This is a genomic window from Chryseobacterium antibioticum (genome assembly GCF_012927325.1).
In the GTDB taxonomy this organism is placed as follows: domain Bacteria; phylum Bacteroidota; class Bacteroidia; order Flavobacteriales; family Weeksellaceae; genus Chryseobacterium; species Chryseobacterium antibioticum.
In genome coordinates, this window is the sequence record NZ_JABBGI010000004.1 from 192,273 (window position 1) to 217,794 (window position 25,522).

General features: G+C 36.7%; 19 protein-coding genes. 11 read left to right on the top strand and 8 right to left on the bottom strand.

Annotation, left to right across the window (positions count from 1 at the left end; translation table 11 throughout):
- Positions 1–87 precede the first annotated feature (87 nt).
- Entirely contained in the window at positions 88–723 is a 636-nt protein-coding gene (locus tag HHL23_RS04700; RefSeq protein WP_169233655.1) for a peroxiredoxin, read from the top strand.
- A 97-nt stretch (positions 724–820) separates the two neighbouring features.
- Here the strand turns inward: HHL23_RS04700 and HHL23_RS04705 are convergent, their stop codons facing one another.
- The 3 genes from HHL23_RS04705 to HHL23_RS04715 all read right to left on the bottom strand — a co-directional run bounded on the left by HHL23_RS04705 (position 821) and on the right by HHL23_RS04715 (position 4,460).
- Positions 821–1,411, bottom strand: a complete 591-nt coding sequence (locus tag HHL23_RS04705) for a hypothetical protein (protein ID WP_169233656.1) — start codon at positions 1,409–1,411, stop codon at positions 821–823.
- A 160-nt stretch (positions 1,412–1,571) separates the two neighbouring features.
- Complete coding sequence (locus HHL23_RS04710) at positions 1,572–2,087, bottom strand: hypothetical protein (RefSeq protein WP_169233657.1); 516 nt, start codon at positions 2,085–2,087, stop codon at positions 1,572–1,574.
- Positions 2,088–2,177: 90 nt separating this feature from the next.
- Complete coding sequence (locus HHL23_RS04715) at positions 2,178–4,460, bottom strand: TonB-dependent siderophore receptor (RefSeq protein WP_169233658.1); 2,283 nt, start codon at positions 4,458–4,460, stop codon at positions 2,178–2,180.
- Positions 4,461–4,647: 187 nt separating this feature from the next.
- Here HHL23_RS04715 and HHL23_RS04720 point away from each other — a divergent pair, with 187 nt between their 5' ends.
- The gene (locus HHL23_RS04720) at positions 4,648–5,703 is read left to right on the top strand and encodes a Gfo/Idh/MocA family oxidoreductase (RefSeq protein ID WP_169233659.1); all 1,056 of its coding nucleotides are present in this window, start codon (positions 4,648–4,650) and stop codon (positions 5,701–5,703) included.
- A gap of 85 nt (positions 5,704–5,788) precedes the next feature.
- Here the strand turns inward: HHL23_RS04720 and HHL23_RS04725 are convergent, their stop codons facing one another.
- Positions 5,789–7,678 carry an ABC-F family ATP-binding cassette domain-containing protein gene (locus tag HHL23_RS04725; RefSeq protein ID WP_169233660.1) on the bottom strand — a complete coding sequence of 630 codons (1,890 nt, stop codon included), beginning with the start codon at positions 7,676–7,678 and terminating at the stop codon, positions 5,789–5,791.
- Between the two features lie 244 nt (positions 7,679–7,922).
- On the opposite strand from HHL23_RS04725, the gene HHL23_RS04730 reads away from it, so the two are divergent.
- Both HHL23_RS04730 and HHL23_RS04735 read left to right on the top strand, forming a co-directional pair.
- Positions 7,923–8,435 (top strand): 5' nucleotidase, NT5C type, encoded by a 513-nt coding sequence (locus tag HHL23_RS04730; RefSeq protein ID WP_169233661.1) that lies wholly within the window; start codon positions 7,923–7,925, stop codon positions 8,433–8,435.
- Between the two features lie 146 nt (positions 8,436–8,581).
- Complete coding sequence (locus HHL23_RS04735; protein WP_169233662.1) at positions 8,582–10,228, top strand: alpha/beta fold hydrolase; 1,647 nt, start codon at positions 8,582–8,584, stop codon at positions 10,226–10,228.
- Positions 10,229–10,474: 246 nt separating this feature from the next.
- Here the strand turns inward: HHL23_RS04735 and HHL23_RS04740 are convergent, their stop codons facing one another.
- The gene (locus HHL23_RS04740) at positions 10,475–11,338 is read right to left on the bottom strand and encodes a glycoside hydrolase family 25 protein (protein ID WP_169233663.1); all 864 of its coding nucleotides are present in this window, start codon (positions 11,336–11,338) and stop codon (positions 10,475–10,477) included.
- A 65-nt stretch (positions 11,339–11,403) separates the two neighbouring features.
- Here HHL23_RS04740 and HHL23_RS04745 point away from each other — a divergent pair, with 65 nt between their 5' ends.
- The 5 genes from HHL23_RS04745 to deoC all read left to right on the top strand — a co-directional run bounded on the left by HHL23_RS04745 (position 11,404) and on the right by deoC (position 15,887).
- A complete protein-coding gene (locus HHL23_RS04745; protein WP_169233664.1) occupies positions 11,404–12,666 on the top strand; it encodes an NAD(P)/FAD-dependent oxidoreductase in 1,263 nt (420 codons plus the stop codon).
- Entirely contained in the window at positions 12,663–13,334 is a 672-nt protein-coding gene (trmD, locus tag HHL23_RS04750; protein ID WP_169233665.1) for a tRNA (guanosine(37)-N1)-methyltransferase TrmD, read from the top strand. The genes HHL23_RS04745 and trmD overlap by 4 nt, the downstream gene beginning before the upstream one ends.
- A 375-nt stretch (positions 13,335–13,709) precedes the next feature.
- Complete coding sequence (locus tag HHL23_RS04755; RefSeq protein WP_169233666.1) at positions 13,710–14,651, top strand: endonuclease/exonuclease/phosphatase family protein; 942 nt, start codon at positions 13,710–13,712, stop codon at positions 14,649–14,651.
- Positions 14,652–14,667: 16 nt separating this feature from the next.
- The gene (locus HHL23_RS04760; protein ID WP_073334366.1) at positions 14,668–15,138 is read left to right on the top strand and encodes an Lrp/AsnC ligand binding domain-containing protein; all 471 of its coding nucleotides are present in this window, start codon (positions 14,668–14,670) and stop codon (positions 15,136–15,138) included.
- Positions 15,139–15,143: 5 nt separating this feature from the next.
- Positions 15,144–15,887 carry a deoxyribose-phosphate aldolase gene (deoC, locus tag HHL23_RS04765; RefSeq protein WP_194306279.1) on the top strand — a complete coding sequence of 248 codons (744 nt, stop codon included), beginning with the start codon at positions 15,144–15,146 and terminating at the stop codon, positions 15,885–15,887.
- A gap of 40 nt (positions 15,888–15,927) precedes the next feature.
- Here the strand turns inward: deoC and dusB are convergent, their stop codons facing one another.
- Positions 15,928–16,923 (bottom strand): tRNA dihydrouridine synthase DusB, encoded by a 996-nt coding sequence (gene dusB / locus HHL23_RS04770; protein WP_169233667.1) that lies wholly within the window; start codon positions 16,921–16,923, stop codon positions 15,928–15,930.
- Between the two features lie 324 nt (positions 16,924–17,247).
- Positions 17,248–20,439 carry a hypothetical protein gene (locus tag HHL23_RS04775; RefSeq protein ID WP_169233668.1) on the bottom strand — a complete coding sequence of 1,064 codons (3,192 nt, stop codon included), beginning with the start codon at positions 20,437–20,439 and terminating at the stop codon, positions 17,248–17,250.
- Positions 20,440–20,625: 186 nt separating this feature from the next.
- Between HHL23_RS04775 and HHL23_RS04780 the strand changes: the two genes are divergently transcribed.
- Positions 20,626–21,381, top strand: a complete 756-nt coding sequence (locus HHL23_RS04780) for a T9SS type A sorting domain-containing protein (RefSeq protein ID WP_169233669.1) — start codon at positions 20,626–20,628, stop codon at positions 21,379–21,381.
- Positions 21,382–21,468: 87 nt separating this feature from the next.
- Positions 21,469–22,332, top strand: coding sequence for a T9SS type A sorting domain-containing protein (locus HHL23_RS04785; protein WP_169233670.1), 864 nt, complete (start codon positions 21,469–21,471; stop codon positions 22,330–22,332).
- Between the two features lie 333 nt (positions 22,333–22,665).
- Here HHL23_RS04785 and HHL23_RS04790 read toward each other — a convergent pair whose 3' ends face one another.
- Positions 22,666–25,488 (bottom strand): aminopeptidase, encoded by a 2,823-nt coding sequence (locus HHL23_RS04790; RefSeq protein ID WP_228464622.1) that lies wholly within the window; start codon positions 25,486–25,488, stop codon positions 22,666–22,668.
- Positions 25,489–25,522: the final 34 nt, after the last annotated feature.

A 25,522-nucleotide genomic window follows, 5' to 3' on the forward strand; every position in this document is an offset into this window, starting at 1 on the left:
ATTTTGGTTAAAGATATAAATTTTCAACAAAAATTTTGCCAGTTCCAAAAAGTCTACTAAATTTGTAGACTAACAAAGCAGAATATTATGTCAATCAAATTAGGAGATACAGCACCGGACTTTCAGGCAGAGACTTCTTTAGGTGATATTAAATTTCATGAGTTCTTAGGAGATTCATGGGGAATCCTGTTTTCACATCCTGCGGATTATACGCCGGTATGTACTACGGAACTGGGTTATACTTCGAAATTGAGATCAGAATTCGAGAAAAGAGGAACCAAAGTCATTGCTTTAAGTGTAGATGGAGTAGAAGATCATCAGAACTGGATTAAAGATATCAACGAGACCCAGAACACAGATGTACAGTTTCCTATTATTGCGGACAAAGACAGACGAATTTCAGAACTCTATGATTTTATTCACCCGAATGCTTCATTAACTGCTACCGTACGCTCTTTGCTGATCATTGATCCTGATAAGAAGGTGAGACTTATCATTACTTATCCTGCTTCTACTGGAAGAAATTTTGATGAGATTCTGAGAGTACTCGATTCTCTTCAGTTGGTTGATTCCCATAAAATTGCTACTCCGGTTAACTGGAAAAACGGTGACGACGTTATTGTTCCACCGTCCATTTCTACGGAAGATGCCAGAAAAATATTTCCGAAAGGCGTTACAGAAGTAAAGCCGTATCTGAGATATACGCCCCAGCCCAATACATGATTTATTTGATTTTTTATAGTTTAGTTTTAATTTGTACGAAAATCGCCCCGAAAAATATTTCGGGGCGATTTCATTTTTTATTGGGTAACGTATGTGATTATTTTAAATCATTTGCTACCTCTTTAGCTTTTGAAGTAGGTAAGTAAATACTGAATCCTACGTTGAAAGTAATATTAGAATTTAATCCTTCGCTACCAAATCCTGCTCTTCCTTTGTATTTCACTAAACCTTCCAAACCGATATTAGGCGTAATGAAATAAGAATAACCTGGACCTGCACCAAAATCTAAACCAGTTGTAGAATCTGCATTTTCTACTGATCTTCCTCCGATACCTACGTTACCTTCAAGGAACCATCTTCCGTGGTGAAGTAAGTTATCCACACCTTTTTCTCCCGGTGATAGATAATAACGTCCCAAACCACCTACACCATAAGTGAATTCAGTAGGGCTACCATTAGTAACTTTATTAATACCTAAGTCTACATATCCCCCTACAGCAACATTATCCTGAATGAAATAAGCACCTTTAGGCTGAATACCGATATTGTATCCTCCACCAGTATTTAAACCAAAATTACTTGATATTAAGCTACTTCCTACCAGCCAGTTACCTTTTTGAATCTGAGCATTAGCCGTTGCAGTCAAACCTGTTGCTGCTAATATTCCTGCAAAAATTAGTTTTTTCATAATTTATTATTTTAATAATTAAATGTTATCATTTGTAGATTATAGAAAAAACAAGAATGATGCCATACTTCTTAATTTCAGATAAAAAGTCAGAATAATTGTTAATTTGTAGAAATGAAGAATGTGAATTATTTAGTCATTTTTTTGATGATCCTACAATTTAAATGAATAAAAGAATCACCGAAATAATGAGGCCTGCGATTGCAAATTTGATCCCTCGTTTGAAGGCCTTTGTTTTAGGATTAAACATCCAGAAACTTGAGATGACAAAGAAAAATAAAGAAATCCCGAAAAAGGTATTGAGAGGTGACAATGTTTCTTTAGATTGGGATTTATGAAGCTTTACCATCTTATCCAGAACAAATGGAAGTTCCATTTTTGAATATTGAGCCTTTCCTGTGGAAGCATCATAAGTTCCACGCTTAAAGTGAAGGATATTCCCTTCTGTTTTTTCTACTTCCAGACCTTTGATCTTTAATTCTTTTCCCAGTTCCTTTTCTGAAAGGTTGACAGCAATGGTTTTATCATACTTTTTTTCTTTTTTAAGGAAATCGGTATCTCTGTAAACGAGCAAAACTCCGCTCACTGCATACACAGCCATTATTCCTGCAAGAAAATATCCCAGATAGCGGTGTGTAATTCTCATAAAACTTCTTGTGTCCTTGATCTTATCCATATCGTATTGTTTGTTTTTGTAATGTAAAAAGCGGAAACTGCAAAAATGCAATTTCCACTTTGAATGATGAAATTATTGTAGTACTTAATTCTAAAGTTTGTAAGTCAGCGTAAAATAATAGTTTCTTGGCGTTATAGGGTTGACTGAATAGTTTTCGTGTACATTGTAGTTGACAACATCGAATAAGTTCCCCACTTTCCCCTGGATAGAGAATTTACTCCATTCATAGCCTACAGAGACAGTTACTGTTGTGTAATCTTTCAGTTCAAGCATTCTGCTGACATTGTTTCTGGTGATATTGGTAGATTTAGAGTCGTTCCAGCCTCCAATTCTATCACCGATATAATAAATACCTGCGCCTACTTTTAATCCTTTCGCATACATGGTGAATTTATAAAAGACAGATGCATTGGCTGTAGTGGCAGGAGTTCTTACCAGTCTTTGTTTTTCAACATATCCTTTGTCCGGAGTATCAATATACACAGAGTTGTTATAAGAGAAACCACCGATAATAGATAGGTTTTCTGTTGGGTTTCCTGTGATATCCAGTTCAACACCACGGCTTCTCATCTTACCTGCAAATTCTTTAAGATTTGTATCAGGAGTTTGAGGGGTTCCTGTGTTGTCGGTATAAAAATAGTTCTGGTAAGTATTATTTTGTATAATCTGGTACAAGCTAAGGTTGATCGCTAAAGCATTATGCCAAAGGTTTTTCTTGGCCCCGATTTCATATTGATCGATAGTTGTAGGCTTTATCCCTTGTTTTGAAAGGTTATTGACTCTGTCTCTTACCTGTGCAACTGTTCCCGTAGTATTTAAAGAACCAATTTCGTCAGATATATATCCTGCATTGGCAGCAAATGAATTGGTATACGTTGCAAAAACAGAAAGATTATCGTTAGGCATATAAACCAGACCTAATTTTGGAGAAAATGCCTGATCAGACGTTGCTGAGTTTTGAACCAAACTTTTATCCAGAGGTTTAGTTGAAGTTGCATACGTTGTCTTTATAGAAGGCATATTTTCTATATAAGACCAACGAACTCCGGCTATCACCTTAAATTGTTTAGTTAAACTGATAAAATCCTGAACATATACACCAACTCTTCTGGTGTTGATCCTTGTTAATGAATTTTCACTCGTGTCTGGCATTGCGATATTCCCCCAGGTGGCTGGGTTGTCCAGATATAGAACATTCACAGGAGCTGCTACATTGTACGCGTAAGCATCAGCCTGATTGTAATCGGCATCAGCGCCTATTAATACTTTATGGTTTATTTTTCCTGTATTGAATTCCCCATTAATATTTACCTGTGCTGAACCGTATTGAGTTTTGTTAAGGGTTTTATTGAATGGGCGTGTCCAGGTTAAACGATTCTCATTAACTTTTTTGTCATATACCCACTGTACACGCTCGGATGAAAAGTAATCTTTTGTATAATTCTGATAAGAAGCAACAGCATTTAATGTCCAGTTAGTGCTTAATTGGTGATTGAACGTTACATTCGTTGAGGTCTGTTCTACGTTTTGATATTGCCAGTCTGTACCGAAAAATGTATTTCTGTCCACATAATTATTCATTGAATAACTCTGGTCTTTATTGGTAATGGATCCAATACCAAAATCTGGAGTGAAATTATTCTTAAGATAATCGGCTTCTACAATTAACTGTGATTTCGGACTTAAATTGAATAAGAAAGATGGGTTGAAATAATATTTCTCAGACTCTACAACATCTCTGAAACTTTCAGCATATTCATAAGCACCGTTTACCCTGAATGCAATATTTTTAGATAAAGGACCATAAATGTCAACAGTCGGCTTATAAGAGTTCCAGCTTCCTCCATTAAGTCCCACACTTCCTCCAAAATTAAATCTAGGCTTTTTGGTGATCATATTAATGATTCCTCCCGCAGCAGTATTTCCATACAGCATAGCATTAGCTCCTTTTAATACCTCTATTCTTTCTAAACCGCTTACTTCAGGGAAAACTCCACTATTAACTCTGGTTCCATTTTTAAAAATATTATCATTCCCTAAAATAAAACCACGCCCTCCAAAACTATCCTGAGAGTTTCCTCTGGATGAAGTAACGTACATCCCGTTTACATTCTGAAGAACATCGCTCAGCTGTTTCGCCTGCTGTTGCTCAATGATTTCGTGTGTTACAATGGAGATAGGTTGTGAGGTTTCCATTACCGTAAGCGCAGACTTGGTAGATAATGGTCTTGCCTGGTTTGGGTTTCCTGTTTTATGGAGATTGATGTCTTCAATGGTTTGTGATCTGATAGTGTCTGCCTCAACATTTTTCATTTGAGCACCTACAGATAAGGCGGTAAATAGAAGTCCTAAAGAAGCTAGCTGTTTTTTCATTTCTTATTTTTATGTAGAATAGTTTTAAATAGCGGCAAAAATAAGAATTCGGAAGCGATTAATTTAGAATTAATAAAAATAATAAAATGATTTTTGTCATATTTTAGGGATGTACTAAAAATACCGGCTTCGGTTGTAGGCTGGTAAACTAAGTATTATTAAATATATTTGTTAAAAAATTATACATATGCAATTGGTAAAAGCAGGACTTTGTGCCTTTGGAATGAGCGGAAAAGTATTTCATGCCCCGTTTTTAAAAGAACATCCCGGATTTTTTATGGCTGCTATCGTAGAAAGAAGCAAAGAGGAATCTAAAGAAAAATATCCGGAAGCAACCATTTACCGTTCCGTGGAAGAGATGCTTCAGAATGCGGATATTGAACTGGTGATCATCAATACTCCCGTGCAGACCCATTTTGAATATGCTAAAATGGCGCTCGAGGCAGGGAAAAATATAATCGTTGAAAAACCTTTTACGGTGAGTGTGTCAGAAGCAGAACAGCTGGTGAATGTGGCAGAAGAAAAAGGCTTATTTATAAGTGTTTACCAGAACAGAAGATTTGACCGCGATTTTTTACAGGTTCATAAAATTTTAAATGAAGGAAAATTAGGAGCTGTTAAAGAAGCAGAGATCCGTTTCGATAGATTCCGTACCACACCAAGTGGAAAACAGCATAAAGAAGATCCCGAACAAACAGGTTCAGGTTCACTTCATGATCTGGGTGCCCATCTTGTAGATCAGGCGGTACAGTATTTCGGATATCCTGAAAAGCTTTTCGCTGACGTTTTTTCGATGAAAGGCACGGAATATGCCAATGATTATTTTGAAATTCTTTTGTATTACAAGAATAATCTAAGAGTAAGACTGAAATCATCTGTCTTCACTAAAGAAGCACACTACGCTTATGCTATTCACGGAGAAAAAGGAAGTTTTCTGCAAGAAAGAACCGATAATCAGGAAAACGAACTGGTTGCAGGAGCTATACCAGTTTATGGCAATGAATGGACCGAGCCATTACAAGGGACAGACGGAGTTTTAAATTATTTAAATGAAAATTCAGAAACAGAAAGAATTCTGACTTCCAGTGAACCCGGAAATTATATGGATTACTACCAGCAGATTTATGAATACATTGTTTTCGGATACGCACTGCCTTCTCAGGGAAGAGAAGTGGTTCAAAATATGAAAATCATTGATGCTTCTCTGGAGAGCTCAAAAGGGGAGAAGGTGGTTTACTTGTAATAGAGTTTGAGAGTAATAGGGTTTTAGAGTAAAAGCAATTGAGATAAACTCTCATACGCTCCTACTCTAAAACTCTTAAACTTATTTAAATTTCCTGAAGCTCCAGCCATCTCATCTCATATTCCTCCAGCTTTTCAGAAATGGTTTCCAATTCGGCAGAAAGTTGTGCCACTTTTTCATATTCCGTTTCTTTATTAAGCTGGTCCATGATCTTGGTACGCTTTTGTTCGAGTTCAGGCATTTCTTTCTCTATCGTCTCCAGTTCTCTCTGTTCCTTAAAAGACATTTTTCTTTTTGGGGAAGAAGGTTGAGTAACTTCTGGTGTTACAACAATTTCTTTGACAGGTTCCGGTTTGGATACTGCATTTTTTTCCAGTGCATCCTCGCGGCTTTTGGCGTCTCTGTATTCCGAGAAAGTTCCGATAAAATCTCTGATTTTTCCTTCCCCTTCGAAAGCCAGAATATGATCAACAATTCTGTCCATAAAATACCTGTCGTGAGAAACAATAATCAAGCTGCCCTGAAAGTTCAGCAGGAAATTTTCCAGTACAGTTAAAGTCGGAAGATCCAGGTCGTTTGTGGGTTCATCAAATATCAAAAAGTTTGGATTCTGATACAGGATATACATCAAATGCAGCCTCCTTTTTTCACCACCCGAAAGTTTTGAAATAGGAGAATATTGTGTTTGGTCATCAAATAAGAACAACCTTAGAAACTGCGATGCAGAGATCGTTTTTCCGTTGGCCAAAGGAAAATTTTCAGAAATTTCTTTGATAAAATCAATAACTCTTTCATCTTCTTTATACTTCAGCCCTTTTTGTGAAAAATATCCGAATTTGATAGTTTCTCCGGTTTCAATTTCTCCGGAATCTTTCGGCTCAAGCCCCTGGATGATATTCAGCAATGTAGATTTTCCGGCACCATTTTTTCCTACAATTCCTACTTTCTCACCTCGCTGAAACTGATAACTGAAATCTTTTAATAATAATTTATCGCCATAACTTTTAGAAATATCTCTAAGCTCTAAAATTTTGTTTCCAAGCCTTTTCATTTCGAAATCAAGTTCCAGAGATTCTTTTCTTGTATCGGTTTTAGCTATTTTTTCAGTTTCGTAAAAGTCATCCTGTCTGGATTTTGATTTGGTAGTTCTCGCTTTGGGCTGTCTTCTCATCCACTCCAATTCTTTCCTGTACAGATTATTGGCTTTGTCGATGGTAGAATTCATATTATCCTCACGAATCATTTTATTTTCAAGATAAGTGGCGTAAGAACCATTGTGGAAATACAGATTTTTATCTTCCATTTCCCAGATAATTCCACAAACGGCATCAAGGAAATACCTGTCGTGAGTCACCAGAATTAAAGTTATTTTTGCTTTGCTCAAATAGCTTTCAAGCCATTCTACCATTTCTACATCAAGGTGGTTGGTAGGCTCATCCATGATGAGAAGCGTATGGCGGTGCTCCGCTCTTGTTTCAGTCAGTAATTTTGCTAAAGCAACACGTTTGATCTGCCCTCCGGAAAGAGTTCCCATTTTGGCTTCCAGATCTGTGATTTTCAACTGAGAGAGAATTTGTTTCATGTCATTCTCCAGATCCCATGCTTTGTGAATTTCCATTTCAGCCAAAGCTTTTTCAATGAAATCATAATCTGTAGAAAGCAGAGATTTATGATAATTTTTCAGGGCCTGGATGGGCGCTGAATCGAGGGTCATCATAAATTCGTCAATGGTAAGATCAGAATCAAAATCGATTTCCTGATCAAATAAGACCACCTGGATATCTTTATTAATATTTACAGTTCCGCTGTCTGCAATTTCTTTCCCCATTAATATTTTAAGAAGGGTAGATTTCCCGCTCCCGTTTTTAGCAACAATGGCTATTTTGTCACCTTCATTGACATGAAAATTGATATTTTGGAATAAAACTTTGATGCCATAAGATTTAGTAAGATTTTCGACAGAAACGTAATTCATTGGAATGTAATGGTTTGATATTGATTTTATATTGAGCGGCAAAAGTACGAAAATGTAACTAGAAAACTTTTACCTAATGATACTCAAATACCCAAATTTAAATCGGAAGAATGATTTTGAGTAACCTTATTTTAAGATTTATTAATACAGATCATGGGAATCTTCATCAAGTCATTTATTACTTTTGAATAAGCTTTAAGGCTTGATTTTTGCTGCAAAATAATGCTAAATCTGATTTAAAATAATGAAAAAAGTAATTGTAGACATGGACGGGGTAATGGCGGATGTGTATCATCAGCTGGTGCAGTTTGAAAAAAGAGACTCGGGTAGAGAAATTGAAATCAGTGGTCTCGCAGGAATACCTGAAATTGAAGCATTTCCCAATGGAAAAAAACACGTGAATGAAGTTGGTTTTTTCAGAACGCTTCCTGTTATGGAAGGCAGCCGTGCAGCTTTGGAATACATTAATAACAAGTATGAACTCTACATTGTTTCTGCCGGAATGGAGTTCCCCAACTGTTTAAGAGAAAAATTTGACTGGCTTGCAGAACATTTTCCGTTTATCAGCTGGGAACAGATTGTTTTATGCGGAAGCAAAAGAGTGGTCCACGGTGATGTAATGATTGATGATTATCCTAAAAATCTGGATCATTTTGCCGGAGAAAAACTAATTTTTACCCAGCCTCACAACAAACTGATAGAAAACGAAAATTATCAAAGAGTTCACTCATTGGAAGATGTCCTGAGTATTTTATAAAAAAAGAAAAGTTTATATATTTTTTAGAATTTCGATCACAAACCTGTGATGTTTTACAAAAAATTTAACTAAACGGTTCTGAAATTTAATAAGCTGTTATGAGTATTGAACTCGGGAAATAAAGAATTTTGCACCAAACGTATCCCATGAAAAAACTCAATGCTTTATTCTTTCTTTTAGCAGCTTATTCTTTCAATGCACAGGTGATTTCCGGAACTGTGATTTCTAAAAATGAAAACAAGCCGGTTCCATATGTGAAAATCGGAATAGAAAAAGAAAATGCAGGAACGGTTTCTGATGAGAAAGGAAATTTCTCCATTGACCTTTCGGAACTTGATGCTTCCCGAAAACTCAGAATAGAAGTTCCCGGCTATGAGTCCTATGTTGAAACCGTGCAGAATTTCAGAAAACAGGATCAACAGAAAATTTTTTTAAAAGAAAAAACTAAAGAAATAAAGGAAGTCAACATTAAAGTTAAGAAACTGGTTGATAAAAACTGGGGCGTCAATACCAAAACAAAACATGTTCTTTATTCCGTTAATCCTAAATTCAAAAAAGAAGATTTTCTGGGCGAAACAGCATTGGAATTTAATGCTAGCAAAAGATCCAAAATCAAAAATATCAATCTGAATATTGCCAGCTATACTTCCGATAAACCTGTGCTGATGCGATACAGTGTTTATAGAGAGAAAGGTGGATTTCCTGGTGAAAATATTCTGGATGAAGAGATCACAGTGGAACTTACAGAAGATATGATCAAAGACGGAACTTATACCCTGGATGTCAATGACCATAATATCTGGGTGCAGGGTAAATTCTTTGTCGGAATCCAATTTCTGAAAGAATTTGACGGAAAGATCAATATTAGTGCAGCCTTATTCCGAACAGGATTTCTTAGGAAGTTTTACGGAGACTGGCAAAAAATGACTCTGGCAGCACCAGCCATCAATATAGATGTAAAAGTGGATAAAAGCGCGAAAAATAATAACGATGAAACAACAGCTTCAGGAGACGATCTCGAAGGGCTGATTTCTGATATTTCCCAATATAAAATAGCATCAGAAAATTCTGTGTACGGAAAAAATGAATCTTCGGGGAATTATCTTGAATTAAAAGATGCAAAGCTGTACTACGAAATATACGGGGAAGGGGAGTCTCTTTTTCTGCTTCATGGGAATTCAGGGAGCATAAAGGATTTTTACCAGCAGATTCCGGTCCTTTCAAAGCACTTCAAAGTGATAGTGGTAGATACCAGAGGACAGGGAAAAAGTGCTGATACTTCTGAAAGAGATTTTACCTATACCCAATTTGCAGATGATGTAAAAGCGCTTGCAGATAAGCTGGGGTTAAAGAAAATTAATATTGCCGGATGGAGCGACGGCGGAATTACAGGCCTTGAATTTGCCTTAAAATACCCGGAAAACCTTAATAAATTAATTGCCATCGGAGCTAATGCTTTTCCGCAAGGTGTTGATGAAAGACTTGTTTCCCATATGAAAAACCAGCTTCATGTGCTGAATATTGAGAACAAACCTGAAAAATTTAATGAACGCAGATTAGTAACGATCATGCTTAAAGAACCGCATATCAGCAAAAAAGATCTTTCAAAAATACAAAACCCGGTGTTGGTCATTGCAGGAGATAAAGATGTGATTAAACAAGATCATAGTGAAATGATGGCAAAAGAAATGCCACATGCTGAACTGAAAATCTACAAAAATGCTACCCACATGATTCCTTTTGAACATGCCGATGAATTGAATGCAGATATTCTCAGGTTTCTGGGAAAATGATGGAGTTTTAAGAGGGAAGAGTGAAGATGGAAGGGTGGGAGATATCGCAGACGGTTAACTTCTATCAGGCATTTCGTGAAATTATCAAATGGATTTTAAAAATGAGTAAGTCAGGGAAGAGTAATTCTTTCTGAATTCAGAAAACGTCCTTATTTCCCTCTATGGTCTTATAAAAGTCAATAAATCTGGAAATAGTTATTCTTTCGGGTTGCAAAACTTCCACCATCTAGCTTCATTCTTCCTACCTTAGTCTAGCGTCAGCCTTTTCAAAGACCACGAGTTTCCGTTATAAATATCAAGATCTACTTTGGTGTTAATCCCATGAACGATGCCGTTTTCCGTAAACTGCCAAAAATCCCAGGCACCTTCAGGAGTGGGAGACGGTACATCATTATAATTAGCCAGCCAGAGCGGATAGCCATCAAATTCACCTTTCAGGAAATCTTTATAGTAATGATAATAAGTGTAGATAATAGGCTTCTCACCATAAGTTTCCTCTACGATCTTGCACCATACTTTCAGATCCTCAATCAGCTTTTTGTTCGTCTTTCGTTTCGGAATTTTTTCAATATCTAAAATCGGCGGAAGATCTCCGCTTTCCAGTTTTACATTGGCTAGAAAATTATTGGCCTGGATCACAGGATCTTCATCAGCTCTGTAAAAATGGTAGGCTCCACGGATAAGATGATGTTTTTGGGCCTTCTCCCAGAATTCATCAAAATGTTTATCTGCATTCCGGTTTCCCATTGTGGCACGCATCACTACAAATTCCAGCGGAATGGTTTTATTTCCAATGCTTAAACTGTCCCATTTGATGTCTTCTCTGTTTTGATAATGAGAAATATCGAATCCATAGGTTTTGTCGAGATTAGCACTAAGAATTTTCTGGATCCTTAAAGTTTCTGTTTCGCTGTTGTGAAGTTTTTTATGACTGAATTTATTAAAGTATAAAGCGTAATAATAGCTGATAGACTGCTTCAGATAAAATCCGGTCCCTATTAAAGCAAGAATTAAAATACCCAATATGACCTTTCTCCGGAAAAAATAATTCTTCCGACGATTCTCATGTACTTTTTTGGCTGTTTTTTTGGTGTACTTCCTGGGTGTCATAAAGTTTTGCAAAACTAACTTTTTTCACTACTAAATGCTAAATAAAATCAGTAAATTTGTGTATTATGGAAACACGCGAAAAAATCATCATTATTGGAGGAGGATTTGCGGGGCTACAGCTTGCAAAAACATTAAATAACAAGAATAAAAAAGTAATCGTTCTGGACCGGGTGAATCATCATATGTTTCAGCCGCTTTTTTATCAGGTAGCCTGCGGAAGGATAGAACCTTCCAATATTTCTTTTCCTTTCCGGAAGATTTTTCAGCAATCCAGAAATACACAATTTCGTCTTACCGAAGTAAAAGAGATTGATCCTGCACATAACAGAGTAATAACAGACGGAGCAGAGTTTACCTATGATAAACTGATCATAGCTACCGGATGTAAAACAAATTTCTTTGGAAACAAGGAAATGGAATCCAGAGCTTTTGGGATGAAAAATACCCAGGAAGCGATAGGGATCAGAAATCATATACTGATGACCTTTGAAAAACTGATCCTGGAAAAAAGCAGAAGCGACGACGGGAACTGGAATATTGTTATTGTCGGAAGCGGGCCTACAGGAGTAGAGCTGGCAGGTGCCTTTGCTGAAATGAAAAAAGAAATTCTTCCACGGGATTATCCATACATGAATTTCGATCATTTAAAGATTATTTTGGTAAGTTCCACAGAAAAACCACTTGCCGTAATGAGCAGTGAGGCACAGGAGCAATCTGAAAAATATCTGAAGGATCTTGGCGTTACTTTCTTAAGTGGCGAGGTGGTTACCGAATATGACGGCAATAAAGTATCCATGAAAAGCGGTAAAGAAATTCCGTCCAATAATGTGATCTGGGCAGCCGGCGTTACAGGAAATGTGGTAGACGGATTTCCGGCAGAAACATTAGTAAGAAACAGATATATAGTAGATAGATTTAATAAAATAAAAGGTTACGACAATATTTATGCGATTGGGGATATTGCCTATATGGAAACTCCAAAATATCCGCAGGGACATCCGCAGGTAGCGAACGTAGCCATTAATCAAGCAAAAAATTTAGGTAAAAATTTCCTGAAGAAGAATGAAAGCGAATGGCTGGAGTACGAGTATAAAGATCAGGGTTCATTGGCCACTATTGGTAAGCACAGAGCGGTAGTAGATCTTCCGTTTATCAAGTTTCAGGGGTTTCTGGCATGGTATTTCTGGATGTTCCTTCACCTGATGCTCATCTTGAGCGTAAGAAATAAACTTGCCGTCTTTTTCAATTGGATGTGGAGCTATTTCAACAAAGATTCTTCTTTAAGACTCATTATTTCACCTAATAAGAAAAACGGAACATTACAATGAGAATTGACATAATAAGCGTACTTCCTGAATTGATGGAAAGTCCGTTTCAGACTTCTATTTTAAGAAGAGCAATGGATAAAGGTTTAGTAGAAGTCCATTTTCATCAACTGAGAGACTGGGCCATCAATAAGCACAGACAGATCGATGATGAGCCTTACGGAGGCGGAGCAGGAATGGTGATGATGATAGAACCGATAGATAAGTGCATTTCGGAACTTAAATCTCAAAGAGAATATGATGAAGTCATTTATCTGACACCGGATGGGGTAACTCTTAACCAAAAAATTGCCAATACCCTTTCCATAAAAAATAACCTGATTTTTCTTTGTGGCCACTACAAAGGCATTGATCAAAGACTTCGGGATCTTCATATTACTAAAGAAATTTCAATCGGTGATTATGTACTGACAGGAGGAGAATTGGCAGCATGCGTTCTGGCAGATTCCATTATAAGGCTGATTCCCGGAGTACTGAATGATGAACAGAGTGCACTGACAGATAGCTTTCAGGATGATCTTCTTTCGCCGCCTATTTATACAAGACCTGAAGTTTATAAAGGTTTAGAGGTGCCAAAAGTTTTGCTGAGCGGAAATTTTGGCATGATTGAAGAATGGCGCCATGATGAAGCCTTAAGAATTACCCAAGAAAAACGTCCGGATTTACTTTGAAAATAGCGGATGAAATTCACAAATCACGATTTTTTTCACATTTTCAGGATATAGAAATTAAAACGGAATAAAAATTGGTATAATGGTCAAAATAAAAGAAAATCATTAATTTTTTTGTTTTCTTTATGTATATATATTCGTGTTAATTTGAAAATTATGGATTGTTTTAAAACTGCTTCTAAGGAAGATAGTTTTAAATACTTAATATTTTAGCCCTATAAAAGCTTTCTTGTTGATGTTTTTTAGTCAAGTAGTTCTATTTATTGTATAAGATTAATCTAAAAATATTATAAATAAATTAACGAAATTTGAAAAAAAACAATAAATTTACAACGGAAAAAGAAAGTGATAATTTTAAGATAGCAATTTGTGCAGATGGAGATGTTCTCTTTTTACAACGTTGAAAATTTATTTTTACCTGATCCCAAACCTGCTCACAGATTAGATCCAACGAAATCAGGCTTGAGAAACTGGGATGAAAAAAGATATAGAAATAAGCTTTTTAAAATTTCACATGTTTTCCAGTTAATGAAAGAGAAAAATGGTGTTCTCCCATTTTTAATCGGGCTGTCCGAAGTTTCCGGAAGGAAAGTTTTGGAAGACTTGGTAGAAATGGAACCTTTTCATTCAGAATATGGAATTGTGCATTACAATTCTATGGACGAGAGAAAGGTAGATGTAGCCCTGCTATATGATAAAAGCAAAGTAGAAATTATAGATTCGGAAACGATTACTTTCTTCTTTGAAATTATAAATAAGAAAAACACAGAAAATTACGACACAACCCGAGACGTACTTTTTTCTAAAATTAAATATAAAGGAACTGTTATTAATGTTTTTGTCGCCCATCTTCCCTCCAAGCGAGAAAAAGACGTTAATAAGCCCAAAAGAGACTTTATCCTTAATGAGATCCGTTCAAAGATCTTGAAAATCGTACGTAAAGAAAAGGAACATGTAATATTGTGCGGTGATTTTAACGAAAACCCGGATGATGAAAATTTAGTAAAAATTCTATACGACAATGATCATGAGAAGGTATTGATAAACCCTTTTCAAGACTTGTTCTATACAAGAAATTATTCTACTTTTCATTATAAGTCAGGTCTGCTTTATGATCAGATTATCCTGTCAAAATCTCTTTTTGACAATGATATTTTGAATTTTCAGAATGCTCACATTTTTAATTCTGAAAAATTAAGCAGCCGAATAAAAAATTTTGAAGGCCGACCCTTCCGAACCTATGCCGGTACACGGTATTTGGGCGGATATAGTGATCACTTTCCGGTTTTTGTAAAATTTGAGGAAACAAAAACATAAATATTAAAAGTAGAAAATGAAGAATTCAAGCAACACAAGTTACCATCTGGACTCTATTGACAAAGAGATCATTTACATGTTGATGGACAATGCTAAAACATCGTTAGCACACATTTCAAAAAATGTAGGAATTTCCACAACTGCAGTGCATCAAAGGATTAAAAAACTCGAACACGCCGGAGTTATCGAAAACTCTATTTCATTTCTTAACCCCAAGAAAATAGGGTATAAGGTGATTTCGTATATCGGAATGTTTTTAGATCAACCCAGCCATTATCCGGATGTGGTAAAATCTCTTCAGGACGTGAATGAGGTAGTAGAAGCTCACTATACAACGGGGAATTATACCATATTCTTAAAAGTTCTTTGCAAAGATAATGACCATCTGATGCAGATTCTGAGCAAACTTCAGAAGCTGAAAGGTGTGACAAGAACAGAAACTTTCATATCTTTGGAACAAGGTATTTACAGACAACTGAAAGTATAACGATTATGAACATTGCCCAATATTTGGATTCAACCTATTTGAAAACACCTGCACAGTCAGGTCTCTCAAACGAAGAAACACTACAACTTGATAAAGAACTTGCACAGGAAGCTATAGACAATAGTATTTTTGCGGTAATGATCCGTCCGGATTATGTAGCTGATATCAAAAAGTATATTCAGGAAAGAAATTCAAATGTTGCGGTAGGAACCGTCATAGGTTTTCATGAAGGAACGTATTCTATTGACGAAAAGCTTGCGGAAGCCTCAAAAGCAATTGAAGACGGAGCAGATGAACTGGATTTTGTTATTAATTACAGTGCCTATCTCAAAGGAGATGTTGAGTCGGTAAAAGAAGAGTTTATAAAATGCACTCAACTTGGTCTGCAGCACCAGAAAGTGGTGAAATGGATTATTGAGATTGCAGCATTGACAGATGAGCAGATTGCAGGTATGACCAGGAATATTTCAACCTGGGCAGAAGACAATTTAACCGAAAATGATCTTCCGAACATTTTTGTGAAATCTTCCACAGGTTTTTACCAAACGGAAGGTGGAAAACCCAATGGAGCTACCTTTAAAGGCATAAAGATTATGCTGGAAAACGCGGGTAAACTTCTCGTAAAAGCTGCCGGAGGTGTAAGAACCCCCGAAGATGCTGAAAAAATGATCAACCTGGGAGTGAAAAGAATCGGAACTTCTTCCGCAATGGCATTAATTAAAAACGAGTCCTCATCAGAAGGATATTAAGAGAATAAAAAAACCATCAAATTTTGATGGTTTTTTAGTTTTATACCTGCGTATGATATTCTTCGTAGAATTGTTGCGTTTCTTTGATTAACACATCCATTTCTTCCAAAGTAAAGACTTCGAGGAATTTTTTTCTGAATTCTTTGAAATGAGGGACCCCACGGAAATAGTTGCTATAGTGCTGTCTCATTTCGATAAGCCCTAATTTTTCTCCTTTCCATTCCGCACTCCATTCCGCATGTTGGCGAACAGCCAGCAAACGGTCTGAAATACCGGGTTCAGGAAGATGTTCACCTGTTTTGAAGAAATGTTTAATCTCGTTAAAAATCCACGGGTATCCAATCGCTGCGCGGCCAATCATGATTCCGTCACATGCATATTTCTGCTTGTATGCCAGTGCTTTTTCAGGAGAATCAATATCTCCGTTTCCGAAAATAGGAATTTCAATATTAGGGTTTTGTTTAATCCTGGAAATATGTTCCCAGTCTGCTTCACCCTTATACATTTGTCCCCTGGTTCTTGCATGTATTGTTAAAGCCTTGATTCCAGTCTCCTGTAAGCGTTCTGCCACTTCATCAATATTGATGCTGTTGCTGTCCCATCCCAAACGGGTTTTCACCGTTACGGGCAGATGAGTAGACGTTACAACCGCTTTGGTAAGACGCACCATAAGGTCAATATCCTTAAGAACTCCTGCTCCTGCTCCTTTGCATACTACCTTTTTGACAGGGCATCCGAAATTAATGTCTACCAGATCCGGATTTACCGTCTCTACAATTTTTGCAGACATTGCCATTGCTTCCTCGTCTCCACCGAAGATCTGAATCCCAACCGGTCTTTCATAATCGAAAATATCCAGCTTCTTGCGGCTCTTCATCGCATCACGAATCAAGCCCTCAGAAGAAATGAATTCTGAGTACATCAGATCTGCCCCATGCATCTTGCACAGACGTCTGAATGGAGGATCACTTACATCTTCCATCGGAGCCAGCAAAAGCGGAAATTCCGGCAGTTCTATATTGCCTATTTTTACCATGCGGCAAATTTACGAAATTCTAAACATTCGGAAGTATGATAATATCTATCGCTGCACATGTTGAGTATCTATTTGGGGAAAGAGACTTAAGATACAGGATTTTAGGACTTCGGAACTTGTCAATATTAATAGTGAATAGTGAATAGTGAATAGTGAATAGTGAATTTTGCTTCGCAAGTGAAATGTGAGATAGAGTTAAGAGTAGACATCAGATGCTAGATAACAGACATCAGACACGAGATATGACTTTTAGATTATTGCTTCAATAATTTGGCCGCTTATAAATAAGCCGCTTGTAACTAACACAAACTTTTCAATAGCTCGCTAAAAACTCGCCTTTACCTGCATGCTTCCGATATGAATGGTCCGGTCTCCGGAGTTTCTTCCTTCGTAATTGAAGTTAAGCTGAAGGAAAGAGTTGATCGCCTGCTGAATGAAAATACTCCATACCTGGTTTTTCCCTGGCTTAAGCCCATCCAGCATCTGGTTACCGACAATGCTGAAATTGTTTCCGGTAAAATTATTATTGATGAAAGAGAAATTTCCTCTGATCGAAGTTTTTTTACGATCCCACTGAATGGTACCTGTGATATCGAAAGCTTTCAATAGTTCTTCACCATCCACCCTCTTTTTCTGGCGGTATGCAGAAGAAAGCTCTGCCTGAATAGCATCCGTAAATTTGTAAGTTGCCTTCGGTTTAGATTCAATATTATTCAAACGGTAATCTCTTGTAGCAAACAGTTGGGATGAGTTTTTAAGGTCGTGGACAGAATTTTCCCAGTCGACTCTGAATTCCTTATTAAACCAGTACCCAATATTGATAAAGTGAGACGTCTGCTGTCTCTCTTCATTACTGAAATTGGCATTGATCAGGTTATCATTTGTAATAAAACGGTAGTTTCCATTCCAACCGGATTTTTCAGTAGGATTAAACTGTACGGAAGCTAATATATTCTGATTTTTGAGAATCTGGTCACTGTTCTTTTCAAAAGGGTTAATCACCAGAACCTTGTCTTTTTTATAAAATGAGTTTTGTGAATTTAATGAAATATTAAAGTTCCAGCGTTTTAAAAATGCATTTTCAGAATTGAAAACAATTGATGGGTTGACAAATAATGCCAGCTGGATTTTATTTTTATTCGAGGGAATATAGCGTACAGAGTTTGTGTAGATCCTGATGTACTGTGCTAAATCTGAGTACTCTGCAATTTCAAACTCGTCGAGCTGCTGGATGCCATCTCCATTATAATCCGTCCATTTATAAACACCCTGGCCATCCGTTACTTTAAGGTACTGGAATTCTCTTTGCGCTTCCTGTCCGTTTCCAAGTTCATAGAATGCCTGCAAACGCATCCCGTTTCTGAAAAGCTGTTGATTGTAAAGAATATTTCCGACTACAAAATCGTTATTTCGGGTCATGTCCGCTTCATTACTTTGGTAAAAGAATTTTCTGTAGTGTACCAAAGCGTTTAAAGTTGTTCTTTCTGTTTTTATAAGCTGGCTTTCTGCCATGATTCCCAGAATATTATTCATATTCTCCAGCCTGTTGTTCCGTACAGAGTCATTATCCCTCATATACACTTTGGCAAGAAGCTTTGTACGGGTACTATCACCGATTTTTTTCTGTACAAAGATCTCTTTCCAGCTGAAACTGGTAACATCCATGAGTTGTGTATCATTATACTTTTTCTCATTATGCTCCATACTTCCCCCAAGTGCCCAGCTGCCTTTTTTACCGGTAAACTCGGTAGAAACTCCTCCTCTGATAAACTTGGTATCCTGAAGTATTGCGTTGGTATTAAGATAAGATAGATTTCCTTTTGTAAAGAATTTTCCTGTAATCCAGCCAAAATCAAGATCATTCTTAATCCCTTTGTAGGTATCCTGCTCGTCCAAATAGTTGATTCTGTAATTTAGATTCGATTTATTATTCCATTTATTTAAAAAGCTGAAGGTAAACCTGTTTTGGGTTCTCTGGCTGAATTCCTGTACCAGGTTAAAATCCCTTGAGAATTCCACGTCATTGATACGGTCTAAAATATGAAACTGTTTATCTATATATTGATATTCAAAACTTGGAGTTCCTTTCCATTTGCTTTTTGTAAACGTTTTGTTTCCGAAAATACGCCATGCATACCCCATATTTTGGGCCGCATCTTTTGATGAAAATAAATTCAAATCATAATTGCTCAGGGAGAAATCAGCTCCTATTTTTCCTTCTTTTAAAAGATATTCAGAATTCACTGAATATACCTGGGATTTTTGAGGTGAAGGAAGTTTTCTTACGGCTTTATAGTCTCCCATATTATTCCCTACATACTCGAATACACGACCATTATTGGTGGTTTGCGTAATTTTATAATCCCCTTGATTAATCCCGAAATAAGTGAAGGAAACCTGGTAAAGCGTTTCATTCTGATCCGTAGAAAATTCATAGAAATTTCCAGCAGGATTTAATCGGTATAGGATCTTATTGACATCATATGCTGTAACCACACCTGATGGGGCATACATTAAATTAGGATCATTTCCAGCCTCAGCCAGGATCTGTTCATCTTCTTTAGAAAGATTTAAAGAAAGAGGTGCATTTTTATTATCATTTTCCATGAACCAATTCATCCCTACTTTAAATTTTTCCCTTTGGTGCTCAACCTTTCCGGTAAATAAATACCGGGAGTAATTTCTATTCGTGTAGTTATAGGAAATGGTAATGAAATTTTGCTGGAAAATCGGTCGGAAACTGGTAAATGTCACCTCTCCGGTATTGTAGTTAATGATGTAATCCTGGTTCTCCCCACGCTTCATCAGAATACCATCAATAAACACCTGCTCAGAACCGGAAATAAGGGTAATGAACTGTTCGCCATTCTTACCGGTCAGACGGTAAGGTCCCTGGTTGCCTTCCACCCCCTGGAAACGTATTCTATGGAATTCACTTCGGGCCACACCCATGGAAACATCTACAAAAGTTTTGTTGTCTTTTCCAAATTCGGTCTGAAACTCGATTCCCATACTCCGCCTCTGGAACTTGGCGAAATAATTTTTAGATTCTACAAGATCAAGATGCCCGGCTCTAAGGATGGATTTGTCCTTAATATTAAGCTGCATATAGATCTTGTCAAATTCTTCAAGAGTTTGGGTGTAACCGTCCGCCTGAATAGGAAGGTTGTGGTCTGATATACTGGCTAAAATAGTGACATCTTTAGATAATCTTCCAGAAATCTGAAGGTCCATTGAACTTTGTACAGATTGCCCCTGGTTGTTACCAAATGTAATTCCCCTGATGATGGAACCTTTGGAGTTCAGTTCGCCCAAAAACCTTTTCTTATCATTCTTGACAAGTACAGCTTCGTCTACGATTATTTTGTTGTTGGTTCTTACAAAATCCAGTGTGTCTTTTGCGAAAATATCCTGTTCAAACCGTGCAGCGAGGATGCTGTCCTTTTTAATACTGTCTTGGGGAATGTTTGGATTTTTCCACGAAAATATTTGTGCATGAGCCGAAAATATGCCCATGAAAATCAAACCGATCAGAAGAAAAAAATTCCGCAAGTGTTTCAAAATAATTCGTAAAAATAGCTAAAAAATGTTAATAGAAGTGGGTTTAGCATTATTAACAGAAAATTAATCTAATTATTGTTAACCCCTAAAAAATACTGGTAATTTTGGGGTGTAAATTATTAATAATTAAATTTTACAGTCATGAAAAAATTTTATTCGTTAGTTGCTACGGCTGTATTTGCTGTTGCAACATTTGCTCAAACTACTGTTTTCAATGCAACGTTCGATGATTTGGATGGAACAGGAGGAAATGATGCTTCCTTTACAGGAAACGTTGGCACCAAATCACTAAATACCTATACCACGGCAGGCTGGGTATTTGGAGCTGCAGGAGGAGGAGCACAGTGTATTAAAGCTGGTTCTGGTAGTGCTGCAGGCTCAGTTACGACCCCTGCTTTAACAGGGCTTGCAGGCAATGCAACTTTAACTTTCAGAGCTGCAGGGTTTGGTACTGACAATACAGCATTAACGGTTACAATCACCGGTGGAGGGAGTGTCAATGGTACGAGTAGCTTTACTTTGACGAATTCTGCGTTTTCTACCTATACAGTGAATATTATAGGAGGTACCTCTGCAACCAAACTTAAATTCGCTTCAGCAGCGGGTGGGAGAAGATTTTTTATCGATGATATTAAATTAACAGTTCAAGGTGCACTGGCTGTTACCGATATTAAAACTTCTGCAACCGTCTTTGTTAAAAATACTTCAGTAGATCATGAAATCTATTTTGGAGCTAAATCTGACGTTAAAATCTTCAATGTAAGTGGGCAGCTAGTTAAATCTGCTTCTGTGAACGAAAATGGAGTTTTAAATGTGATAAATCTTAAGAAAGGGATTTATATTGTAACAGGGAATGTCAATGGTAATGCGGTTTCTGAGAAGATTATAAAAAGATAATTTTAACAAATTGTTAATTATATGCCGTCATTTTAATATGATGACGGTTTTTTTGTACTTTTATCCCATAAATTTAAACTTTTTATAATGAAAAAAATCTTTACTGTTTTGGGGTTGGCAACGCTAGCCATGATGAATGCACAAAGCTTCACAGCAACTTATGATTTTGAAGGAACCCCTCCAACAACAACCGGAGCTGTTGCAGGAGCAGGGAGTTCCAACCTTGTAGCTGGGAATTTTACAACAACGGGTTATACTCAAACGACAACTGGAAATAGATTTGCACATAGCGGTGCTCCTACAGCTACTACTCCTGATTTGACAAAATACTTACAGGTTACTGTAACTCCGAATGCGGGGGTAAGTCTTTCTGTGTCTTCTATTACTTTTAGAAGTCAAAGATCTGGAACAGGCCCAAGGTCTTATATTGTAAGATCTAATGCTGACTCTTATGCAGCTAATTTGCCTGCATCTATTAATCCGGCTAATGCGGAGCTAGAAGTAACAGGTACAAACGTATTGCATTTTGTGAATGATTGTTCAACTTGTTCGGGACAAAATGGAAACACATTAACACCAGCTAATATCTCTAATATTACTACTCCAGTTACTTTTAGAGTTTACTTTTTTGAAGCTGAAGCTACCGGAGGAACTTTTAGTATAGATGATGTAATAATTACTGGAACAGCTACAAGTGGTGCATTAGGTACTTCTGAAAACTTTACAACTAAGCTAAACTTCGTAAAAAATACTTTCGTGAAAAGTGACGAAATTACTTTCGGAGCTGATGTGAAAGATGTGAAAGTTTACAATATGTTCGGACAGGTGGTAAAGTCTGCTTCTGTAAAGCAGAACGAAGCTGTAAACGTTGCTGAACTTGCAAAAGGAAACTATATCGTAACAGGAACTGTAAACAATGAGCCTATCTCTCAGAAGATTTTAAAAGACTAATTTAAGTTTCTTTAAATAATACATGCTCCGGCCATTTCGTAGAAATGGCCGGAGTTTTTTTGTGAAATTATTGATTGTTATTTGAGTTTTATTGGAATATTGTATTCAATAATTTTAATAATATGAATTATGTTTTATTTTGAATGCTATTCTTTGGTAATTTAGTTTTTTGTGGTATCCTTTTTGATATCTGTTGTGTATAGCTAGGTATTTTATTCATACCTGGGATTGAATCAGATGATGAAATCTATTGCTAAAAGAATTTTAAAGTTAGTTTTCAATATAACATGTTAAAAGAAGTAGCTGTATGTTTTTACAGCTGCTTTTTTTATTTTAATACCATCCTCTTCTGGCAGCATTGATGACTGCGCCTAGATTAAGAACCAAAGTATATCTGATGCGTTTTGCATAATCCTTAAAAGAAGGTTCGAAACCTAAAGAAGATTGTATGGGGAAATAAACTTCAAGAAAATCAGGAATCAACCTTACTTTGATACCACTATCCCAAATAAACTCAGCAGGACGGTTTTTGTTTTTATACACCCCCGCATCAGCATAAACATGAAATATCTTCCAGACACTTGAGTCTACATTGACAGAAGTGATCCACTGATTGACAGATCCAGGCAGAAAAGATTTAAAACCTCCGTCAGCCAGGATAAACTGTTGAGACAAAAGGCCACTATTGGCACTTTCACCCAAAAGATTATAAGAGAATGAATAGTTTGATACCCTTGAAATTCCGTAATTGAACATATTATTTCGGGTGTCATTTCTCACAAAATAGCCTGCAAATAATCTGACACTTAATTTCTGCTTAGGGGCAAATTCCCACCTGTAAAATCCTTCAGCCGTTATTTTGTTGAAATCCTCCATGCCTTGCGTACTTAAGCTTAAGCTTTTTTCATGGATCATCTGGCTGTCGCTGTATCCGTATCCTGCAGTCCATAGGTTGTATTTGCCGTAGTCTTTGTTGGCAACCATTTTGGGACTCAGATCTCGTTCTAAATAATTATAAGAAAATCCAAGACTTCGGCTAACCGTGCTTCTGGGGTTTTTTCTGAAATTGAAATTGGAATATATTGAACCTTTTCTGTAGGCCAATCCATAATCATAGTGGAAATAAGAACCCGATACCCCAAAAGTAATGCTTCTGAAAATACTTTCAGCCGGAAGAAAAGAGTAGGAGACCGCTCCTGATCCTGTAAGTTTTCCGGTTCCGGTACTATACGTTGGTGTAAATGAATACAGGAATTTCTGGTCGAAAAATGACTGATTCTTTAAATTCACTCCCAAAAGGAATTTATCATAGGTATTGTTAAATCGTACCCTTGGACTGATGTATATTTCGTTGTATTCAGGATTAGGAATATCCTTAATAAGTTTGAATTTTATTTTTTTTGCATTCGAAAACAGACCTTTTGCGTATAAAAAATTATCCCGATATTTAGATTCCGGAAAAATATAATCACTGTTGAGCGTAACTTTATGAATATCCTCTGAAGCCGGAAGAGCGAAATTAGTAAACTTTTCATTCGCTTCTGTTTCTATCCAATAGGTTTTTTTTTCTCCTTCGCTGGTTTGTGTTTCAAGCCTTAAAGGAATAGGAGAGTCTGTATTTTTACCGATTCTGATACTTAAAGAATCTTCCTCTTTTTTGATATTTTTCAATCTGAAATTAACTCTGTTCTTTTGCTTTAGAAAATCTGAGAGATATCCTGACGTTTTGTCTTTTTCAGCTAGCTCTTTCAAAAATTCTTCGGGATCAATCTTTCTGTCTGTGTTTTTGGAAATATAATCTTTCACGATATCGTTAAAATGATCATAGCCCATTTTCTCCGCGGTATAATTGAAAAGGCTTCCGGTTTCAAAACTGCTGACCGCCATTTCATTGAAATTGCTTAAAACTGTAAAGTTTTCGCTGATTTTCTGATCCAGGTTCTGGGACATAATGTATTGATAAGACAGTCCGTAACGATCAATAAGTTTGACTTTGGATGCATGAAATAACTTCAGTGGCTTTACTCCGAAAATACGCGTTTCAGGAAGGGTCCCCAATAATTTGGTCTCCTTATAAAATTTTTGAAGGTATTGGATTTCGATATATGATTTTAAACCATTTTTAAACCAGTGATGTTTCTGTTTATCAGCAATAATGCTTTCGTCAAGAATTTTTTTCGTGATGATTCCGAAATAATCAAGGTCAGTTTTTTCAGCATCCGTGAATAACTGAAATTTGAACTTCCAGAATGAAATATCATTATTCCCGAAGAAATCTTCTGAAGATCTGAACTTCTCCGAAATAAAAAGATTTTTTGGAATGAACCCTATCTTTTCTTTAATGAATTTTAAATGCAGAGGCAGATAAAATTCAAGGTTTTGCTTTTCTTCCGGTTTCAGATTATATCCGAACTTGATCTCAGTATCTTCTCCGTCTACGTTGACTTTTATGGAAGGAAGCCCGTTTTGGGACACGACAAATTCAGGATCGGAGTCAAGATAACCCTTAAATGAATTCATTTGGGTCTGTGGGAGATTACCTTCGATAAAACTGTTGGGTGGAAGGTCGAAATTGACGGTCCAGAAAGTGTTGAAACTCACGGACTCCTCAATATCATGATAGTTTCTTTTGGCCATATTGTCCGGATCAAAATGATCCGGAACAATAAAGAAATATTTTAATGCTGTCATTGTATCAGATGTACCGTAGCCCGTAAATTTCTTGTCCGGGAGATACATGCTGTAATGAAGCTGTAATGTAATGCTTTCACCAGGCTTTAAAGCTTCAGTCAGAGGAAGAAAAAGATTCTCATCTGATGTAGAAGTGACCGGGACAGGCTGCTGAACTGAGTTTTTAATTTGTAAATCCAGAAGCTTCCCAAGCTGATCCGGTTTTGCAAAATGCAGGTCGCTGCTTCTATCTTCCAGTTTTCTGTACACCAGAGATGTCCCTTTTTTGTTGTAAGCAGAAACCCAATTGAGGAGCTTTACCGAATGCAGGTCCTTGTCGGAATGATTGTAATACACAATTTCCTGATTGACCTCCAGTGTTTTTCTGTCGGCTGATAATTTTGCTTCAATATAAATGCTGTCTTTCTGCCCGGAAATCTGGATAATTCCCCAAAACAAAACAAGGCAAGTGGTGATCTTTTTCAATATCCTGTGATAAAGCCCAAATATAAACTTATTT

Bases quoted from the DNA above. Each gene is read 5' to 3' on its own strand.
- HHL23_RS04700 (WP_169233655.1), top strand. From the start codon at position 88: ATGTCAATCAAATTAGGAGATACAGCACCGGACTTTCAGGCAGAGACT.
- HHL23_RS04705 (WP_169233656.1), bottom strand. From the start codon at position 1,411: ATGAAAAAACTAATTTTTGCAGGAATATTAGCAGCAACAGGTTTGACT.
- HHL23_RS04710 (WP_169233657.1), bottom strand. From the start codon at position 2,087: ATGGATAAGATCAAGGACACAAGAAGTTTTATGAGAATTACACACCGC.
- HHL23_RS04715 (WP_169233658.1), bottom strand. From the start codon at position 4,460: ATGAAAAAACAGCTAGCTTCTTTAGGACTTCTATTTACCGCCTTATCT.
- HHL23_RS04720 (WP_169233659.1), top strand. From the start codon at position 4,648: ATGCAATTGGTAAAAGCAGGACTTTGTGCCTTTGGAATGAGCGGAAAA.
- HHL23_RS04725 (WP_169233660.1), bottom strand. From the start codon at position 7,678: ATGAATTACGTTTCTGTCGAAAATCTTACTAAATCTTATGGCATCAAA.
- HHL23_RS04730 (WP_169233661.1), top strand. From the start codon at position 7,923: ATGAAAAAAGTAATTGTAGACATGGACGGGGTAATGGCGGATGTGTAT.
- HHL23_RS04735 (WP_169233662.1), top strand. From the start codon at position 8,582: ATGAAAAAACTCAATGCTTTATTCTTTCTTTTAGCAGCTTATTCTTTC.
- HHL23_RS04740 (WP_169233663.1), bottom strand. From the start codon at position 11,338: ATGACACCCAGGAAGTACACCAAAAAAACAGCCAAAAAAGTACATGAG.
- HHL23_RS04745 (WP_169233664.1), top strand. From the start codon at position 11,404: ATGGAAACACGCGAAAAAATCATCATTATTGGAGGAGGATTTGCGGGG.
- trmD (WP_169233665.1), top strand. From the start codon at position 12,663: ATGAGAATTGACATAATAAGCGTACTTCCTGAATTGATGGAAAGTCCG.
- HHL23_RS04755 (WP_169233666.1), top strand. From the start codon at position 13,710: ATGGAGATGTTCTCTTTTTACAACGTTGAAAATTTATTTTTACCTGAT.
- HHL23_RS04760 (WP_073334366.1), top strand. From the start codon at position 14,668: ATGAAGAATTCAAGCAACACAAGTTACCATCTGGACTCTATTGACAAA.
- deoC (WP_194306279.1), top strand. From the start codon at position 15,144: ATGAACATTGCCCAATATTTGGATTCAACCTATTTGAAAACACCTGCA.
- dusB (WP_169233667.1), bottom strand. From the start codon at position 16,923: ATGGTAAAAATAGGCAATATAGAACTGCCGGAATTTCCGCTTTTGCTG.
- HHL23_RS04775 (WP_169233668.1), bottom strand. From the start codon at position 20,439: ATGGGCATATTTTCGGCTCATGCACAAATATTTTCGTGGAAAAATCCA.
- HHL23_RS04780 (WP_169233669.1), top strand. From the start codon at position 20,626: ATGAAAAAATTTTATTCGTTAGTTGCTACGGCTGTATTTGCTGTTGCA.
- HHL23_RS04785 (WP_169233670.1), top strand. From the start codon at position 21,469: ATGAAAAAAATCTTTACTGTTTTGGGGTTGGCAACGCTAGCCATGATG.